Below are 18,057 nucleotides of genomic sequence, written 5' to 3' on the forward strand. Positions count from 1 at the left end.
AAGTGTTATCAAAATTACATCCGTTTTAACAGATAATTATTTAATACATTAAAAAACTTAACATTGGCCGATTGATAAAATCATTACATTTACTTACAATGAAATAACAATTTCATAACATTAAAAAAAATACAAATTAAATATTTATAAAAACTACACTAAAAATACATCTTATGGCACTAAATGAAGAACAAGACACAACACCATCGGCTCCGCTACAACCTGAGATCAAGAAGCCCACACGAGCTAAAAGAACAGTAGTGGCAAAACCAACGGTTTCGGAACCAGTGGAAATAACACCACCCGTAATGGAAGAAGTACTGCTCGAAACTATAGAAATAGCGACTTTTACCTTAGATAACAACAGTGATGACAATGCCGACTTAATACAGAAAAAAAGTAAAAAGGAAACTAAAAACAAAGTAAAAATGAAAGACAAAGACAAGAAAAAGGCTAAAAAAGCCGATGCAAAAGAAAAAGCGAAACAAAAAGCAAAAGCAAAAGCCAAAAAGGCTAAAAAAGCCAAAAAAGATAAAGCGAAGAAAGAAAAATTAAAAACAAAGATAAAAGCTAAAAAAGCCAAAGCAAAATCAAAAAAAGCAAAGAAGAATAAAAAAAATAAAAAATAGAAATCCTATTTTTAAGAAAAAGTCCCAACTTGAAAGTTACAAGTTGGGACTTTTTTTATACTGAAAAAGTTAAATTATTTTTTATTCAAGGCTGCACTCATTTCCATTGAAATAGCAGAACGCTCCATTTTTAATTTACCTGACATGGTTTCTACCACTACAGTAGTCTCTGCTAGTTCAGAAACTTTTCCGTGAAGACCACTTTTTGTGATGATTTTATCACCTACTTTCAAAGCGCTTTCAAATTCTTTTTCATTTTTAGCTTTTTTCTGTTGTGGTCTAATCATAAAAAAATAGATGACTACAAACATTAATAAAAACGGTGCAAATTGAGTTAATTGTTCCATGATTTAATTTATTTTTTTAATTGGTTATTACATTAAACCACGACCGGCTTTAATGATTCTTTTGTTGGCCTCTAATTCTTTTACTAAATTATCTAAAATTCCGTTGATAAAAATACTGCTTTTAGGCGTAGAATATTCTTTGGCAACTTCTAAATACTCATTCAATGTTACTTTTACGGGAATGGATGGGAATTTCAAAAATTCACAAATGGCCATTTTCAGGATTATAGTGTCAATCTCAGCAATACGTTCTGTATCCCAGTTGGGTGTTTTATCCAAATATTCTTTGGCCAAATCTGCTTCGTTTAAAACCGTTTTCCGGAACAAATCCTTAACAAAATCCTTATCCTCATTGTCTTTGTACAACTTTGGCACTCTAAAATTATCGTTCTCTCCAGATTTAATGGCTTTCAATTGCTTGATGATGTGCGTATTCACTACTGGAATATCATCTACCCAAGTCAATTTGTCGTCCTCTAAATATTCGTATAATTTTTCATTAGGAACAATTACTTCCATAAATAAATCAACGATGAATTGTCTATCTTCTTCAAATGTATTTACTGAATTGCTCATGTAATTTGTATACAAATCACTCGCTTTCACATCATTCAAAAGCAATAAAATATAATCATCGTTTAAGGACCAATTATTGATTTTACGATTTTCAAGCGCAATACTTAGTGAATTGTTTTCGGAAAGAATTTGAAAAATTTGATTTTTGATAAACTTTTCGTTGGGTTTACGTTCCTCAGGAGTTGCAAGATGCTTTAAACTTGATTTGTGCAAAAAGATAGTTTCTGTTTTACATATTTCAATCAAAGACGAAAGCATAATAAGGTATAAATCTTGAATGTTATCGATGCTGTAAAAAAGGAATTTTTCTTCTTTTTCCAGATTATCTGAACCACTTTGATGCATTGCATAAATGGACTGCATAACTTTAACGCGAATGTGTCTTCTATTTACCACCTTGTAAGAACTTTTTTAATTAGGGCGCAAAAATAAGAATTTCATTTTTTAAAATAAAATATATAAATGCTTATTTTAAAAAGTTATCAGTATTCAGCCTGAGTTTTCAGCACTAGCTGAGCCCTTCGACTGAATACTGAATACCAACTATTTTCTATTTATTCTCTAATTTTCTTTGATCAATTCTGTTTTGAGCTATCGTCAAAGCTGCCTGATGTGTTGTTATTTTATTGGCAAGTGCAAAATCAAAAATTTCTAAAGTTGTATTGTAAATATTTTCTGTTTTACGCATGATTTCTGCTCTGTCATAATGCGCTAATTCAGCATAAACATTTATAATACCCCCAGCATTAATCAAGAAATCAGGTGCATAAAGTATGCCTCTTTCTTGTAGAATGGCTCCGTGAACATTTTCATCTGCCAATTGATTATTAGCAGCACCAGCTATTACCTTTGCTTTTAATTTGTAAACAGTATCATTATTGATGGTAGCCCCCATAGCACAAGGCGCATAAATATCAACATCAGCACTGTACAAATCGTCCCCTCTAAAAATTTGGGCATTGTATTTTGTACCTACTTCATTCAATTTCTCCTCATTGATATCGGCAATAGTGACTAGCGCACCTTCTTTAGTCAAATAATCGACTAACGTTTCTCCCACGTGACCTATTCCTTGTACTAATACTTTTTTTCCGCTTAAAACATCCGAACCAAATTGTTGTTTTGCAGCAGCTTTCATACCTACATACACACCATACGCTGTGACAGGTGATGGGTTTCCAGCTCCACCTCTTTCCTCTGAAATTCCAGTAACATAAGGGGTAACATCTCTTACAATATCCATGTCTGCGGTTTCCATGCCTACATCTTCAGCAGTAATATATCTTCCGCTTAACGAATGTACAAATTCACCAAACTTGCGCATCAACTCTGGTGTTTTTTGTGTTTTAGCATCACCAATGATTACCGCTTTACCTCCACCAATGTTTAATCCAGTAATTGCTGCCTTATAAGTCATACCCCTAGAAAGACGCAAAACATCATTTAATGCTTCCCATTCATTGGCATAATTAAACATTCGTGTACCGCCCAAAGCAGGCCCCATTACCGAATTATGAATACCAATAATTGCTTTTAAACCTGTATCTTTGTCGTTGCAAAATACAATTTGTTCGTGATCATCAAATGATAATTGACCAAAAACGGGATCCATTTTTTGAAGTTCCTTTCCAGTTGTGAAAGCTGCATTCATAGTATCAGTTTTTATAGTTTTAAATTATGAATTTGTCAAAAAGACATTTCAAATTTACATAAAATTTAAATATACACTAATGATTTGTGTAAAATTCATTAAATCAATAAAATACATACTTAAGGATTTAGTAATCAAAATATTAAAATTAAAGATTTATCCTAAAATAAAAATAGTTCAACAAAGCATATCTCAAACAAAATGAAAGAATTACGTTATTTAAATAAATACTTCGTTAAATACAAATACAGTTTTCTCTTAGGAATTATTTTTACAATTATCGCTCAAATCTTTATGCTTTTCACGCCAAAGTTGATCAGCAAATCGTTTAAAGTTATTGAGGCTTTCGCCAAAGACAATACAGTATCCAAATCTGTTATTCACGAAGAATTATTATCGAATATCTTGTTGGTCATTGCCACCACTATTATCGCTGGTTTTCTGACTTTTTTGATGCGACAAACTTTGATTGTAATGTCACGCCACATTGAATTTGATTTGAAAAACGAAGTATTTCGTCAATATGAAAATTTGTCTCAGAATTTCTATAAACAAAATCGCACTGGTGATTTGATGAACCGTATTAGCGAAGACGTTTCAAAAGTAAGAATGTATGTAGGTCCTGCGGTAATGTACACAATAAATACTGTCATTCGATTTGCTATCGTAATAGTGTATATGTACAATGTCTCGCCAATATTAACTTTATACACGCTGCTACCGCTTCCTATTTTATCCTATGCCATTTTTAAATTGAGCTCAGAAATCAATGTACGAAGTACTATTTTTCAGCAATATTTATCTAAAGTGTCTAGTTTTTCTCAAGAGATATTTTCCGGGATCCGGGTAATAAAAGCCTATTCACTCGAAAATCAACATCAAAATAACATGGTTGCTTTAGCCAATGAAAGCAAAAGTAAAAGCTTAAATCTAGCCAAAGTACAGTCTTTATTTGGACCTTTAATGCTTGCGTTGATAGGAATTAGCAACTTAGTGGTAATATATTTTGGTGGTTTAATGTACATCAACGGTTCTATAAAAAGCATTGGAACAATTGCTGAATTTATTTTGTACGTTAATATGCTCACTTGGCCTGTTGCCTCTTTAGGTTGGGTTTCGTCTATGGTTCAGGAGGCCGAAGCTTCTCAAAAAAGACTCAATGAATTCCTTAAAATTGAACCGGAGATAAAAAATCAAAACCAAAACAAATCAGTCATTGAAGGGTCTATTTCTTTCGAAAATGTAAAGTATACCTATGAAGACACAAATATTACCGCCTTACAAAACATTTCTTTTACCGTAAAAAAAGGTGAGACTCTGGCCATTTTAGGAAAAACAGGTTCTGGGAAATCAACGATTTTATCTTTGATATCGAGAATGTATGATGTAACCGAAGGAAAAATTACCATTGACGGGAACGAAATAAGCAGTGTCAATCTTTTTGATTTACGAAATAGTATTGGAATAGTGCCACAAGATGCTTTCCTGTTTTCGGATAGTATTAAAAACAATATCATGTTTGGCAAAGAAAATGCAACTACTCAAGAAGTGGAATCAGCTGCTAAAAGTGCCGTTGTTCATAATAATATTATGGGCTTCAACAAACAGTATGAAACAATTTTAGGAGAAAGAGGAATCACACTTTCTGGAGGTCAAAAACAACGCGTTTCTATTGCCAGAGCGATTATCAAAAACCCACCAATTTTACTTTTTGACGATTGTTTATCAGCAGTAGATACTGAAACCGAAGAAACTATATTGAATAACTTATTTGAAATTTGCAAAGACAAAACTACTATAATTGTAAGTCATCGTGTCTCCTCGGCTAAAAATGCTGATCGAATTATTATCATAGAGAATGGTCAAATTATACAACAAGGTTCTCATAATCAATTGATAAATGAAGAAGGCTACTATGCTGCTTTATACTTAAAACAACTTTCAGAAAAAGAAATGCTTTAAATGTTGGAAAATAGATATTTTTTATAGATTTTTGATTGCTAGTTAACAACCATAAATTGAAAGAAAGGATTATGAGAGAACATGACATGTTAGAAAAAGAAGAGATTTTTTCGAAAGTTTTAAGAGCTGGAAGAAGAACCTATTTCTTTGATGTAAGAGCGACCAAGGCAGATGATTACTATATTACCATTACTGAAAGTAAAAAATTTACAGAAGAAGATGGCTCTTTCCATTTTAAAAAACATAAAATCTATTTGTACAAAGAAGATTTTGTAGCTTTTGCAGAAATTTTAGGTGAAATGACCTCTTATGTATTGAACCACAAAGGAGAAGAAGTAATTTCAGAACGTCACCAAAAAGATTTCAAAAAAGAATACGCTCAAGAAAAATCAGACGATGATGAGATACCACAAACCTCAACATTTACAGATATAGAATTTGACGATATTTAATGTAATAAAACAACCTACTTAAACGAAAGTTAAAAGCCTGAAATTCAAATGAGTTTTAGGCTTTTTTCATTATTTTTAATTCAATATTAAAAATATGACAGAAACTAAATCATTGTCCGACATTGTTTACGACAAACTTTTATCTGAAAAAACGAAAAAGAAAACTGAAATCTTCTTTATATCGTTGGCTATAATAAGTTTCATATTGCATTTGCTAATCATTACATTAGTTGATCTCAAAATAATTCTTATCAATGATTACTCTAAATTATTGAACGACCCAATATCTGCTATTTACACTCCCTTTTCCTTTATTTTGATTTATGAAGTGTATCTTCTAGTGTACTATTTGCCAAAATCAACTACCATATACATTGGCAAACAATATGAAATCATCACTTTAATCATTATTAGGAGAATTTTTAAAGACTTAACAAAATTAGAAATCAATTCCAATTGGTTTAATGTTAAGACCAATGTGAATTTTACACTTGACATCTTGGCTACTGTCATTTTATTTTTCCTGATTTTTTTATTTTATAAGCTCAACAGACAAAATGAAATCAATCAAGCCAAAATTCAAAAACATATAGAAGTAACTAAATTCATCAATCTTAAAAATATTTTTGCCATCGTACTCATTCCAATATTTCTGGTATTATCGATATACAGTTTGGGTCACTGGATTTACGAAAGTTTCTTTTCATTGAAAGAGATAGTAAACAACATTAAGGATATTAATAAAATTTTCTTCGAAAAATTTTTTACAATTTTAATCCTAACAGAGGTGCTTTTACTATTATTCTCTTTTTTTCTTTCGGATAAATTCAATAGAGTCATCAGGAACTCCGGATTTATAATTTCTACAATCTTGATCAAACTTTCTTTTGGAACAGAAGGAATAATGAATACAATCCTTATTGTAACTGCTGTTTTATTTGGCGTTATCATTCTAGCAATTCACAATAAATACGAAACATTAGAAGTAAAAAAAGAGAGCACTTTAGTGCCCTAATTTATCCAATTCGCAATCCGTTCTCGATTTTAAAATCGGGTGCCAATAAAATCACATCGCCTTCTGCACCTACTGCTCCAAGTACGAGACATTCACTCATGAATTTACCGATTTGTTTTTTTGGAAAATTGACAACTGCTACAATTTGCCTCTGGAGTAAATCTTCTTTTTGATACCGTTTTGTTATTTGCGCCGATGTTTTTAGAATTCCAATTGCAGCACCAAAATCAATTGTCAATTGATAGGCAGGTTTTCTCGCTTCTGGAAAATCATTTACTTCAAGTATCGTTCCTACGCGCATTTCTGCTTTTTCAAATTCAGTCCAAGTAAGGTTTTCCATAGTTAGTTTTATAAATAAAGTATTGAATAGCAAACCTCTAAATTATACAAATATTTGCACTAATTCTATAATACTATTTTTAGTTTATGATGTTAATTTTACAAAAGAGGAATAGTAAATTCATCATTTAAATAGTAAATATCATGGAAATGAATCAGATAAACAGCAGCGAATCAAGAAAGGAAAATAATACTGGATTAGACCTGTACATTGAAACAGCACCAAATGTCAAATTATATGTTAAAGATTATGGCGAAGGAAAACCTGTAATACTTATTCATGGATGGCCACTATCTAATGAAATGTGGGAGTATCAAATTGATACTTTAATTCAAAATAATTACAGAGTAATTGCGTATGATCGTCGTGGTTTTGGTAAATCCTCACAACCTTGGGATGGTTATGATTATGACACTTTAGCAGACGACTTAAAGGCAATTATTGACCAATTGGATTTAAATAAAGTCACTCTTGTTGGATTTTCAATGGGAGGCGGAGAAGTAGTTCGCTATTTCAGTCGTCATGGCGGAAAAGGAGTTTCTAAAGCGGTTCTTATCGCTTCAGTTACACCATTTCAACTGCAAACAGACTCCAATCCAAAAGGTGTTCCCCAAGAAAAGTATGATGGTATGGCAAAGCTAATTAAAGAAGACCGAATCAGTTTTCTGGATAATTTTGGGAAAACTTTTTTCGGTGTGAGCTTTATCAGCAAACCAATCAGTACTCCTTTATTAGACTATTATAGAATGCTATGCTCTTTAGCATCCCCACGTGCTACTTTAGAATGTGCCAAATCATTTTCGGCAACCGATTTTCGAAGTGAAATGGCTTCTGTAAATGTTCCTACATTAATTATTCATGGAGACGAAGATAAAACGGTTCCCATCGAAATCACTTCTGAGATAGCAGCTAAACTAATACCAGACAATAAATTTATTGTTTATGAAGGAGCTCCTCACGGTTTATTTTACATTGAAAAAGATAAATTAAACAAGGATTTGCTTGAATTCTTACATTCATAAATTCGAAATTAACACCTTTTATAAGCCACAATTTATTCTATACAAAAAATCCCAAAACTTTCGTTTTGGGATTTTTAAATTTTATTGGTTCTATAACTAGTTCTAGACTATTTAACCTCCATCAATTCTACGTCAAAAATCAAAGTGGCATTTGGTGGAATTGCTCCTCCTGCACCACGAGATCCATATCCTAAGTGAGAGGGAATCACAAAACGTGCTTTATCACCAACTTGTAGCAATGCAATTCCTTCATCCCAACCTTCAATAACCTGACCTTGACCTAATCTAAATTCGATAGGTTTTTTTCTTGGGTAAGAGGAGTCAAAAACTTTACCATTTTCTAATGAACCTTCATAATGAACAGCAACTGTTTTTCCGCTTTCTGCTTTTTTACCTTCACCTCTTTGGATGAATTGGTAACGCAAACCACTTTCTGTTTTTTCAAACCCAGCAGCTAACTTTTCCATTGCTGCTTCGGCGTCGGCTTTTAGTGCAATATCACGTTTGTTTCGCGCTCCTTTGAAAGTGATAAAAGCTTCAATTGCATTCCAATTTGCAGCTTCATCTCCTTCTCTAATAATTTCAATAGATTCTAAAACATCTCCTTGCTCGACTGAATCAACAATATCTTGTCCTTCCACCACGTGACCAAAAACAGTATGCTTATTATCCAGCCAATCCGTAGGAATATGTGTGATGTAAAATTGTGAGCCATTTGTTCCAGGTCCTGAATTAGCCATTGCTAAAACTCCCGGACGATTGTGTTTTAAACTTGGGTGAAATTCATCATCAAATTTATATCCAGGATCTCCAGTTCCTGTTCCTTGTGGACAACCACCTTGAATCATAAAATCAGGAATTACTCTGTGAAATTTTAGACCGTTATAAAATTTTGTTCCTTGAGGTTTTACTTTATTCTCTATATTTCCTTCTGCTAATCCTACAAAATTCCCAACCGTTCCCGGCGTCAAATCGTGTGTAAGTTTTACTAAAATAGCACCTTTTGCAGTATTGAATTTAGCATATATTCCGTTTTCCATGTGTTTTAATTTTTATTGAATTGCAAATTTACAAATTAAATTTATTTCAACCTATTGCATCAAACTTTTGATTTGCAAATGAAAAGTTAAATAAGTATGCAGTTTGCAGCCAGGCAGACAATAATCAAATTTCCATTTATAGCAACTGAAATATCAAAAAAAAGAACAATTTAATAAAATAGCATCTATTTTTTAACAGCAAAATACTAAAATGGCAATACAATACTTTTTATATTTACACCTCAAACTAATACCAAACCACATGAAATTAATGTATTCCTTTTTGCTATGTATTCCTTTTTTGAGTATTGGGCAAAAAATGTCATTAGATTATTATTTACCTCAAAACGGTAGTTACAATACAAAAATCCCAACACCAAAAAGCATTCTTAATTTTGAATTGGGAGAAATGCATACCGATCATACTCAAGTTGTCAACTATATGAGGGAAGTTGCAAAAGCATCGGATAGGATTCAAATTGAAACCACAGGCTATACGTTTGAAAATCGCCCGTTGCAATTATTGACTATTTCTAGTCCAAAAAACTTGGCTAACATTGACGAAATTCTTAAAAGACATGCCGCCATTACTGATGCTAATGCTAATAATAGTGATTTATCAGACTTACCGATAGTAGTTTATTTAGGGTATTCCATTCACGGAAATGAGTCTAGCGGTACAGGTGCTGCAATCGCTTTGACTTATTATCTTGCAGCAAATGATAGTCCTGAACTAATGAAAACATTAGATAAAACGATAATATTATTGGACCCTTCCTTTAATCCAGATGGCTTGCATCGTTTTTCGACTTGGGTTAACAGTAATAAAAGTGCCAACTTAGTAACTGACCCTAACGATCGCGAGTTCAATGAAGTCTGGCCAAGAGGACGTTTTAATCATTACTGGTTTGACATGAATAGAGATTGGTTGCCAGTACAGCTACCGGAAAGTCAGGCACGAATAAAAACCTTTAGAAAGTGGATGCCAAATGTCCTGTGTGACTTTCATGAAATGGGAACAAATTCTACCTACTTTTTCCAACCAGGTGAACCCACTCGAACCAATCCGCTTACTCCGGAACTAAACCAGGTGTTAACTCGTAAAATTGCAGGATACCACGCCAAAGCATTAGATAAAATAGGCAGTTCCTATTTTGTTGAAGAAAACTATGACGATTTTTATTACGGCAAAGGATCCTCCTACCCTGACATCAATGGTACCATAGGAATATTATTTGAACAAGCCAGCTCTAGAGGACATGCGCAGGAAAGTGCTAATGGTATTTTGACGTTTCCATTTACGATCCGAAATCAATTTACAACCAGTTTATCAACCTTGCAGGCAACAACTGAAATGCGTGAAGAGCTACTGGCATACCAAAGAGATTTTTACAAAAATGCTAAAACAGAAAGTAGTAAAAGCAAAGTGAAAGGCTATGTTTTTGGTGATGAAAAAGATGCTTCAAGAGTACATGAATTAGCCAAGATTCTAAGTCAGCACAAAATAAAAATGCAAGAATTAAAAGAGGATGTTATCATCAACAAAAAGAAATTTTCTAAAAGTTTAAGTTATTTTATTCCCGTTGCACAACAAAACACCAAATTGATAAATGCGATTTTTGACCGTCAATTACAATTTAAAGACAGTTTATTTTATGACATTTCAGCGTGGAGCTTTGATTTGGCTTTTAACCTCAACTTTGAAAGCGTAAATATACTAGACAATGCCGGTAATGATTATGAACCAAATCTGAAAAAAGGTTTTGTTTCGAAGAAAAGTGACATTGGCTATTTGATGGAGTGGACAGATCATAAAGCTCCAAAATTATTAAACCAATTACTTGCTAAGGGATTGCGTGTAAGAACTACCAAAAAACCATTTACGCACATTGGAAAAACATTTTCATATGGTTCTTTATTTATTCCTGTCCAAAATCAAGAATTAAGTAGTCAAGAAATTTTTAACTATTTGAATCAAATTATTACTGATTATGCTATCGAAATTACAGCCGTAGAAACTGGCTTAACGGACGGTATCAATTTAGGCAATCCAAATTTCGTGACATTGACACCACCAAAAGTCGCCATTATTGTAGGACAAGGTGTCGATCCCGCTGATGCTGGAGAAATATGGCACATGTTTGACCAAAAAGCCGCGATGCCATTGACCAAAATTGACATGGAGCAACTTGAAGGTGTTACCTTAAGTAAGTACACCACTTTAATTTTAGTAAATGGTTCTTATTCTAAAATTTCAGATAAAACAGCAACTAAAATTGGGCAATGGGTGCAAAACGGCGGGACTTTAATTGCTTATCAAGACGCCATTAAATGGCTGAATAAAAATGAGTTAACCGCATTGACTCTTAAAGATTCTAAGCTGGAAGCTAAGGAAATTACATTCGAGCAAACAGATGACTATAAAGGAGCGCAAGAAATTGCAGGAGCCATATTTGAAACTAAACTAGACTTATCGCATCCTATCAATTTTGGAATGCCTCGCAATACGTTGCCTATTTTCAGAAATACTTCAATCATGATTGAACCCAACAAAAATAGTTATAACAACCCTATTCAATACACGAAAACACCACTGATTAGTGGTTATATTTCTAAAGAAAAACTCGCACTTTTAAAAGAAACAGTTCCTTTTCAATCCATTAAAAAAGGAGATGGAAACATAATTGTATTTACAGACAACACCAATTTTAGAGCATTTTGGTTGGGAACTGAAAAGCTATTGTGGAATGCTATTTTCTTCGGTATATTGATGTAAAAAGTGCTGATTTCTCTCGAACAGGTTAAGGCCCAGGGTAAGTAATGATTCTCGACTTCGCTCGAACAGATAAGTGTTCATAAAAAATCTAGTATAAAATCAGCTCTAAAAAAAAATGACATTCTTTCGAATGTCATTTTTTTTAAAATAGAATCAAACTTTATTATTTTTCTAGCAAGCCAGCGTTTCTCAAGTACGGTTCGATTTGCATATCGTGCCCAATGAAATCTTTGAAAGCTTTGTTCAAATCCACACTGTTACCCACTGATAAAATGTACTTTTTAAAACGTTCACAATTGGCTCTTGTCATACCACCATTGGCTTGCATCCAGTCAAACGCGTTATAATCTAAAGTTTTAGACCAAGTATACGCATAATATCCCGCAGAATATCCTCCGCCCCAAATGTGAGCAAAATATGGCGTATGGTATCTGGTGGGAACCTCATTTACTAATAATCCGTATTTAGTAAGTGCTTCTTTTTCAAACTCTAAAACGGGTTTAAAATCAGATTCCTTAGTAACACTATGCCAAGCCATATCAAGTGTTGCTGCAGCCAAAAGCTCTGTTACAACATATCCTTTATTGAAAGTGTCTGCTTTTTTAATTTTATCAATCAATTCTTGTGGAATGGCCTGTTTGGTTTGATAATGTATGGCATAATTTTTTAAAACTGCTGGATCTAAAGCCGCGTGCTCGTTGATCTGCGAAGGAAACTCTACGTAATCTCTAGGCACAGCCGTACCAGAAAGCGTTACATACTGCTGATTTGCAAACAACCCATGTAACGTATGCCCGAATTCATGAAACAGTGTCGTCACATCATCAAAACTGATCAAAGACGGGTTTCCCGAAGTTGGTTTTGCAAAATTATACACATTCACAATCACTGGTTTTTGTTTTAAGTAGTGCGACTGACTGACAAAATTACTCATCCAAGCGCCGCCATTTTTGTTGTCTCGCGTATAAAAGTCCAAATAATAAATCGCAATTGATTTTCCATCAGTATCATATACTTCATACGCTTTTACATCAGGATGATAAACCGGTAAATCATTTCTCTCTTTAAATGTTAGTCCATACATTTGCTTTGCAGCAAAAAATACGCCTTTTTCCAATACTGAGGAAATTTCGAAATACGGTTTTATTTGACTCTCATCTAAATCATATTTGGCTTTGCGAACTTGCTCTGAATAAAAATCCCAATCCCAAGGTTCTAGTTTAAAGCCTCCGTTTTGAGAATCGATAAGGTCTTGTATTTCTTTGGCTTCTTTTTTAGCTTTAGCAACAGCCGGTGTAGCAATTTTTGCCAACAAATCCATTGCAGATGCTGGTGATTGTGCCATTTGGTCTTGCAACTTCCATTCGGCAAAACTCTTTTTACCCATCAAATTTGCTTTTTGCAAACGCAATTTTGCCATTCGCTCAATTACGTCTCGAGTATCTCCATCATCATTTTTTTCTGCACGGTACCACGATGCTTTGAATATTTTTTCTCTACTAACTCTATTGGTAAGACTTTTTAATACGGGTTGCTGCGTGGTGTTTTGTAATCCTATTACATATTTTCCATCTTGACCTGCCTCTGTCGCTTTTGCTTTAGCAGCAGCAACTTCGGCGGCATTTAAACCTGCTAGATCATTTGCATTCTCAAAAAAAACAGCTCCATTTTTTCGAGCAATTAAAAGTTTATTTCCAAAAAGTGTGCTTAAAGTTGCCAGCTCTTCATTTATTTTTTTCATTTTTACTTTATCCGCTGCTGATAAATTGGCTCCAGCCAACTCAAACTGCTGTAAGTAATACTGTGTCAATTTCTTATCCTCTCCTTTCAAAGTTGCTAAATTAATTGCTTTAAAACGACTGTAAAGTTTGCTATTCAAGTAAATTTTATCATTGTGTCCTGAAAAAATAGGCGCATACTCTTCATCAATAGCTTGCAAGGTTGGATTGGTATTCGACCCTGTTAAATTGTAAAAAATACCTACTGCTCTATTAAAATCTACTCCACTTGTCTCTAATGCCAAAACTGTATTTTGGAAAGTAGGCTTAGAAGGATTATTGGCAATCTTGTCTATTTCTTGATCGTGCACTTTTAAACCATATTCAAAAGCAGGCTTAAAATGTTCGTCTTTAATCAAGTTGAAATTGGGCGCCTGATATTGCAGCGTACTTTTTTGTAGAAGCGGATTTGTCATCTTAACCGATTTATTTTGTGCATATCCTGTTTGAGTTTGCATACCAGCTACTAAAAACAGCGAACTAGCAACGATTATTTTCGAAAAAATTTGCATAGTAATGTGATTTATTTTTGAGGTATAAAAGTAGTCGAAAAAAGTGTGGTTTGAAAAAGTATCTAAAATTAGTAATGCTTCTGAAAAACAATTCGACACTACAAATCCAAAAAAAGTTTTTATCCAAGATTAACTTATTTGAAAACGGAATCAACTTTGTACCTTTGCTCCCGAATCCTCGGGATTAAAACCTATAAAAGAAATGATGCGCATCGATATTGTTACCGTTCTCCCAGAATTATTGCGAAGCCCCTTTGAAGCTTCAATTATGAAACGTGCTATCGACAAAGGATTGGTGGAGGTTCATTTTCATAACCTGCGTGATTATACGACCAACAGACAGAAAAGCGTAGACGATTATCCTTATGGGGGCGGGGCTGGCATGGTCATGACCGTACAACCTATTGACGCTTGCATTACCCATCTGAAAAGTGAAAGATCCTATGATGAAATTATTTACATGTCGCCTGACGGAGAAACTTTGAACCAGAAAATGGCAAATACGATGTCGATGTATGAGAATATCATTATCCTTTGCGGACATTATAAAGGAGTAGATCAACGGGTACGCGATCATTTTATTACCAAAGAAATCTCTATTGGAGACTATGTTTTAAGTGGTGGAGAACTGGGTGCATTGGTTTTATCAGATGCTTTAATCCGATTGATTCCTGGGGTTTTGAGTGACGAAACTTCTGCGTTAACAGACAGTTTTCAAGATGGATTATTATCGGGTCCCATATACACCCGTCCAGCAGATTACAACGGTTGGAAAGTTCCTGAAGTTTTAACGAGTGGAAATTTTGCCAAAATTGATAAATGGCGCGAGGATATGGCATACGAGCACACTAAAAACAGACGCCCTGATTTGCTGTCTTTCGACTCCGCTCAAGATGACATGTAACACAAAAGCACCATTTTTAAATTATAAGTGACTCATTATAAGCCATCAAATAATTCATAATTTATAATTTATAATTCAAAATAATTACATACTTTTGCGCCCACATTAAGTTAACCTCTGGCGAGATCCGTGAATGTTGATTTAATACAAACCATAATTAAAAAATATCATGGCAGATTTAATGAAATTCGTTCAAGACGAATTCGTAACAAGAAAAGAATTTCCAGTTTTTGCAGCTGGAGACACAATCACTGTTTACTACGAAATTAGAGAGGGTGAAAAAACGAGAACACAGTTTTTCAAAGGTGTTGTAATCCAAAGAAGAGGTTCTGCTAACACAGAAACTTTTACAATCCGTAAAATGTCTGGTGCAATTGGAGTAGAGCGTATCTTTCCAGTAAACTTGCCAGCTTTACAGAAAATTGAAATCAACAAAAAAGGTGCAGTTCGTAGAGCTAGAATTTTCTACTTCAGAGAACTTACTGGTAAAAAAGCTAAGATTAAAGATAAAAGAAGATAGTCAACTATCTTTTTATCACAAAAGTCCCAACAATGTTGGGACTTTTTTTTGTTTGTATTTTTACTTATAAATTCCTAATTTAATAGTATTGACCCCTTAAAACTAACAATTTAGAAATAAGAAGTTCAGAATCCTAAAATTAGCGCTTTTCTCTGTTAAATCCACCTTCTTTTACATCTGATTTTCATATATTTGCCCGCCTTATTTCAGGAAAAAAAGCCTTGAATAAGCTACATTTAACGCGATTCGATTATAAAAATAAAAAAATGACACAGAAATCAAAAATTTTTTACACGCTTACTGATGAAGCACCTTTATTAGCAACCTATTCATTTTTACCTATTGTACAAGCATTTACAGGAACTTCTGACATTGAAATTGAAACTAGAGATATTTCTTTAGCCGGAAGAATCTTATCCAATTTTCCAGAATTTTTGACAGAAGAGCAAAAAACTGGCGATTCGTTACTTGAACTGGGACAATTAGCAACAACACCAGAAGCTAATATTATAAAATTACCAAACGTTTCGGCATCTGTTCCCCAATTAAAAACAGCAATTGCTGAGTTGCAATCACATGGTTACAACTTACCAAACTTTCCAGAAGAACCTCAAAACGATGAGGAAAAAACGATACAAGCCAAATATTCTAAAATTTTAGGTTCAGCTGTTAATCCTGTACTACGCGAAGGAAACTCCGATCGTAGAGCACCAAAAGCGGTTAAAAATTATGCTAAAGCAAACCCACATGCTATGGGCGCGTGGTCAGCTGATTCAAAAACACACGTAGCTTCTATGGAAAGTGGCGATTTTTACGGAAGTGAAATATCCCTTACTGTTACTGAACCCACTGATGTTAAAATCGAATTCATAGCAAAAGATGGAACAACAACTGTATTAAAAGAAAGTACCCCACTAAAAGAAGGTGAGATCATTGACAGTTCTGTCATGAACTTAAAAGCTTTAAAAACGTTTGTCGCTAAAACAATTGCAGAAGCTAAAAAATTAAATGTACTCCTTTCTGTTCACTTGAAAGCGACGATGATGAAAGTATCGGATCCAATTATTTTTGGAGCTATTGTCGAAGTATATTTTGCAACCGTTTTCGAAAAGTATGCTGTCCTATTCAATGAATTGAATATCGACACCAGAAATGGTTTAGGTGATGTGTATGCTAAAATTGCTGGACACCCTATGCAAACTGAAGTGGAAGCAGCATTAAATGAAGCCATTGCAAACGGACCAGCATTGGCTATGGTCAATTCAGAAAAAGGTATTACAAACCTTCATGTTCCATCGGATGTTATTGTAGATGCATCTATGCCCGCTATGATTCGTACCTCAGGACAGATGTACGATAAAGACGGCAAACAACACGATACTGTAGCCATGATCCCGGACAGATGTTATGCCGGTGTGTATACTGCAACTATTGATTTTTGCAAAAAACATGGCGCTTTTGACCCAACTACAATGGGAAGTGTTCCAAACGTAGGTTTGATGGCTCAAAAAGCCGAAGAATACGGTTCGCATGACAAGACATTTCAAATAGCTGCTGAAGGAATTGTTCGTGTAGTAGATGCTAAAGGAACTGTTTTGATGGAACAAGACGTTGAGACAAATGACATTTTTAGAATGTGTCAAGCAAAAGATGCGCCAATTCAAGACTGGGTAAAATTAGCAGTAAACAGAGCACGTTTATCTAATACACCTGCTATTTTCTGGTTGGATAACAACAGAGCACACGATAGAGAGCTAATTTTGAAAGTCACTACATATTTAAAAAATTACGACACTACTGGTTTAAATATTCAAATTTTAAATCCTGTTGAAGCGACCAACTTCACTTTAGATAGAATAGTAAAAGGACTCGATACCATTTCTGTAACAGGTAATGTTTTGCGTGATTATCTTACGGATTTGTTTCCAATTCTTGAAGTAGGAACATCAGCAAAAATGTTATCTATCGTTCCGTTAATGAATGGTGGAGGTTTGTTTGAAACTGGTGCTGGCGGATCAGCTCCAAAACACGTGGAGCAATTTATCGCAGAAGGCTACTTGCGTTGGGATTCTCTTGGAGAATTCTTAGCTCTTGGAGCATCATTAGAGCATTTAGGACAAACCTTAAAAAATCCTAAAGCAATGGTTTTGGCTGAAACCCTTGATGTAGCTACCGAGAAATTCTTAGCAACAGATAAATCACCAGCACGTAAACTAGGCGGAATAGACAATCGTGGTTCCCAATTTTATTTGGCAATGTACTGGGCAGAAGCATTGGCAGCACAGCATAAAGAAATAGCTTTGAAAACCATTTTTACTCCAATAGCAGCTGAATTATTAGCGAATGAAGCAATAATTAATACTGAATTGATCGCTGCGCAAGGGAAACCACAGCATATCAATGGTCATTACCAACCTGATCCAAAATTAACAAGCAGCGCCATGCGTCCTAGTAAAACTTTCAATGCAATCCTTGCGAAAATCAATGCTTAGATCAACTGCAACATAATGAATACTAAAAGACAACCTTCATC

At 34.1% G+C, this 18,057-nt stretch carries 15 protein-coding genes; 9 read left to right on the top strand and 6 right to left on the bottom strand.

Annotation, left to right across the window (positions count from 1 at the left end):
• Positions 1-173: 173 nt before the first annotated feature.
• Positions 174-629 (top strand): hypothetical protein, encoded by a 456-nt coding sequence (locus tag AC061C_RS04980; RefSeq protein WP_417944370.1) that lies wholly within the window; start codon positions 174-176, stop codon positions 627-629.
• Positions 630-703: 74 nt separating this feature from the next.
• Here AC061C_RS04980 and yajC read toward each other — a convergent pair whose 3' ends face one another.
• The 3 genes from yajC to AC061C_RS04995 all read right to left on the bottom strand — a co-directional run bounded on the left by yajC (position 704) and on the right by AC061C_RS04995 (position 3,203).
• Positions 704-976, bottom strand: a complete 273-nt coding sequence (yajC, locus tag AC061C_RS04985) for a preprotein translocase subunit YajC (RefSeq protein WP_417944369.1) — start codon at positions 974-976, stop codon at positions 704-706.
• A gap of 27 nt (positions 977-1,003) precedes the next feature.
• Complete coding sequence (gene nusB, locus AC061C_RS04990) at positions 1,004-1,915, bottom strand: transcription antitermination factor NusB (protein ID WP_478290272.1); 912 nt, start codon at positions 1,913-1,915, stop codon at positions 1,004-1,006.
• A gap of 187 nt (positions 1,916-2,102) precedes the next feature.
• Entirely contained in the window at positions 2,103-3,203 is a 1,101-nt protein-coding gene (locus AC061C_RS04995) for a Glu/Leu/Phe/Val family dehydrogenase (RefSeq protein ID WP_417944368.1), read from the bottom strand.
• 201 nt (positions 3,204-3,404) lie between these two features.
• On the opposite strand from AC061C_RS04995, the gene AC061C_RS05000 reads away from it, so the two are divergent.
• The 3 genes from AC061C_RS05000 to AC061C_RS05010 all read left to right on the top strand — a co-directional run bounded on the left by AC061C_RS05000 (position 3,405) and on the right by AC061C_RS05010 (position 6,632).
• Positions 3,405-5,165, top strand: coding sequence for an ABC transporter ATP-binding protein (locus AC061C_RS05000; RefSeq protein WP_478290273.1), 1,761 nt, complete (start codon positions 3,405-3,407; stop codon positions 5,163-5,165).
• A 71-nt stretch (positions 5,166-5,236) separates the two neighbouring features.
• The gene (locus tag AC061C_RS05005; protein WP_478290299.1) at positions 5,237-5,617 is read left to right on the top strand and encodes a PUR family DNA/RNA-binding protein; all 381 of its coding nucleotides are present in this window, start codon (positions 5,237-5,239) and stop codon (positions 5,615-5,617) included.
• A 94-nt stretch (positions 5,618-5,711) separates the two neighbouring features.
• The gene (locus tag AC061C_RS05010) at positions 5,712-6,632 is read left to right on the top strand and encodes a hypothetical protein (RefSeq protein WP_478290274.1); all 921 of its coding nucleotides are present in this window, start codon (positions 5,712-5,714) and stop codon (positions 6,630-6,632) included.
• Position 6,633: 1 nt separating this feature from the next.
• On the opposite strand, the gene AC061C_RS05015 is transcribed toward AC061C_RS05010, so the two are convergent.
• Positions 6,634-6,972 (bottom strand): tRNA-binding protein, encoded by a 339-nt coding sequence (locus AC061C_RS05015; protein WP_478290275.1) that lies wholly within the window; start codon positions 6,970-6,972, stop codon positions 6,634-6,636.
• A gap of 149 nt (positions 6,973-7,121) precedes the next feature.
• Here AC061C_RS05015 and AC061C_RS05020 point away from each other — a divergent pair, with 149 nt between their 5' ends.
• A complete protein-coding gene (locus AC061C_RS05020) occupies positions 7,122-7,994 on the top strand; it encodes an alpha/beta fold hydrolase (protein ID WP_478290276.1) in 873 nt (290 codons plus the stop codon).
• 107 nt (positions 7,995-8,101) lie between these two features.
• Here AC061C_RS05020 and AC061C_RS05025 read toward each other — a convergent pair whose 3' ends face one another.
• Positions 8,102-9,034 carry a peptidylprolyl isomerase gene (locus AC061C_RS05025; RefSeq protein ID WP_478290277.1) on the bottom strand — a complete coding sequence of 311 codons (933 nt, stop codon included), beginning with the start codon at positions 9,032-9,034 and terminating at the stop codon, positions 8,102-8,104.
• A 319-nt stretch (positions 9,035-9,353) separates the two neighbouring features.
• Between AC061C_RS05025 and AC061C_RS05030 the strand changes: the two genes are divergently transcribed.
• Positions 9,354-11,810, top strand: a complete 2,457-nt coding sequence (locus AC061C_RS05030; RefSeq protein WP_478290278.1) for a M14 family metallopeptidase — start codon at positions 9,354-9,356, stop codon at positions 11,808-11,810.
• A 163-nt stretch (positions 11,811-11,973) separates the two neighbouring features.
• On the opposite strand, the gene AC061C_RS05035 is transcribed toward AC061C_RS05030, so the two are convergent.
• On the bottom strand, positions 11,974-14,046 hold the full coding sequence (locus AC061C_RS05035) for a M3 family metallopeptidase (protein ID WP_478290300.1): 2,073 nt from the start codon (positions 14,044-14,046) through the stop codon (positions 11,974-11,976).
• Between the two features lie 259 nt (positions 14,047-14,305).
• Here AC061C_RS05035 and trmD point away from each other — a divergent pair, with 259 nt between their 5' ends.
• From trmD to AC061C_RS05050, 3 genes are all read left to right on the top strand, one after another.
• Positions 14,306-15,004, top strand: coding sequence for a tRNA (guanosine(37)-N1)-methyltransferase TrmD (trmD, locus tag AC061C_RS05040; RefSeq protein WP_417970756.1), 699 nt, complete (start codon positions 14,306-14,308; stop codon positions 15,002-15,004).
• A 169-nt stretch (positions 15,005-15,173) separates the two neighbouring features.
• Positions 15,174-15,524 carry a 50S ribosomal protein L19 gene (gene rplS, locus AC061C_RS05045; RefSeq protein WP_073354306.1) on the top strand — a complete coding sequence of 117 codons (351 nt, stop codon included), beginning with the start codon at positions 15,174-15,176 and terminating at the stop codon, positions 15,522-15,524.
• 266 nt (positions 15,525-15,790) lie between these two features.
• The gene (locus AC061C_RS05050; protein ID WP_478290279.1) at positions 15,791-18,016 is read left to right on the top strand and encodes an NADP-dependent isocitrate dehydrogenase; all 2,226 of its coding nucleotides are present in this window, start codon (positions 15,791-15,793) and stop codon (positions 18,014-18,016) included.
• Positions 18,017-18,057 lie beyond the last annotated feature (41 nt).

The sequence above is a fragment of the Flavobacterium sp. GNP010 genome (assembly GCF_056428945.1).

Coding starts and splice junctions, on each gene's coding strand:
- AC061C_RS04980 (WP_417944370.1), top strand. CDS start 174: ATGGCACTAAATGAAGAACAAGACACAACACCATCGGCTCCGCTACAA.
- yajC (WP_417944369.1), bottom strand. CDS start 976: ATGGAACAATTAACTCAATTTGCACCGTTTTTATTAATGTTTGTAGTC.
- nusB (WP_478290272.1), bottom strand. CDS start 1,915: ATGCAGTCCATTTATGCAATGCATCAAAGTGGTTCAGATAATCTGGAA.
- AC061C_RS04995 (WP_417944368.1), bottom strand. CDS start 3,203: ATGAATGCAGCTTTCACAACTGGAAAGGAACTTCAAAAAATGGATCCC.
- AC061C_RS05000 (WP_478290273.1), top strand. CDS start 3,405: ATGAAAGAATTACGTTATTTAAATAAATACTTCGTTAAATACAAATAC.
- AC061C_RS05005 (WP_478290299.1), top strand. CDS start 5,237: ATGAGAGAACATGACATGTTAGAAAAAGAAGAGATTTTTTCGAAAGTT.
- AC061C_RS05010 (WP_478290274.1), top strand. CDS start 5,712: ATGACAGAAACTAAATCATTGTCCGACATTGTTTACGACAAACTTTTA.
- AC061C_RS05015 (WP_478290275.1), bottom strand. CDS start 6,972: ATGGAAAACCTTACTTGGACTGAATTTGAAAAAGCAGAAATGCGCGTA.
- AC061C_RS05020 (WP_478290276.1), top strand. CDS start 7,122: ATGAATCAGATAAACAGCAGCGAATCAAGAAAGGAAAATAATACTGGA.
- AC061C_RS05025 (WP_478290277.1), bottom strand. CDS start 9,034: ATGGAAAACGGAATATATGCTAAATTCAATACTGCAAAAGGTGCTATT.
- AC061C_RS05030 (WP_478290278.1), top strand. CDS start 9,354: ATGTCATTAGATTATTATTTACCTCAAAACGGTAGTTACAATACAAAA.
- AC061C_RS05035 (WP_478290300.1), bottom strand. CDS start 14,046: ATGCAAACTCAAACAGGATATGCACAAAATAAATCGGTTAAGATGACA.
- trmD (WP_417970756.1), top strand. CDS start 14,306: ATGCGCATCGATATTGTTACCGTTCTCCCAGAATTATTGCGAAGCCCC.
- rplS (WP_073354306.1), top strand. CDS start 15,174: ATGGCAGATTTAATGAAATTCGTTCAAGACGAATTCGTAACAAGAAAA.
- AC061C_RS05050 (WP_478290279.1), top strand. CDS start 15,791: ATGACACAGAAATCAAAAATTTTTTACACGCTTACTGATGAAGCACCT.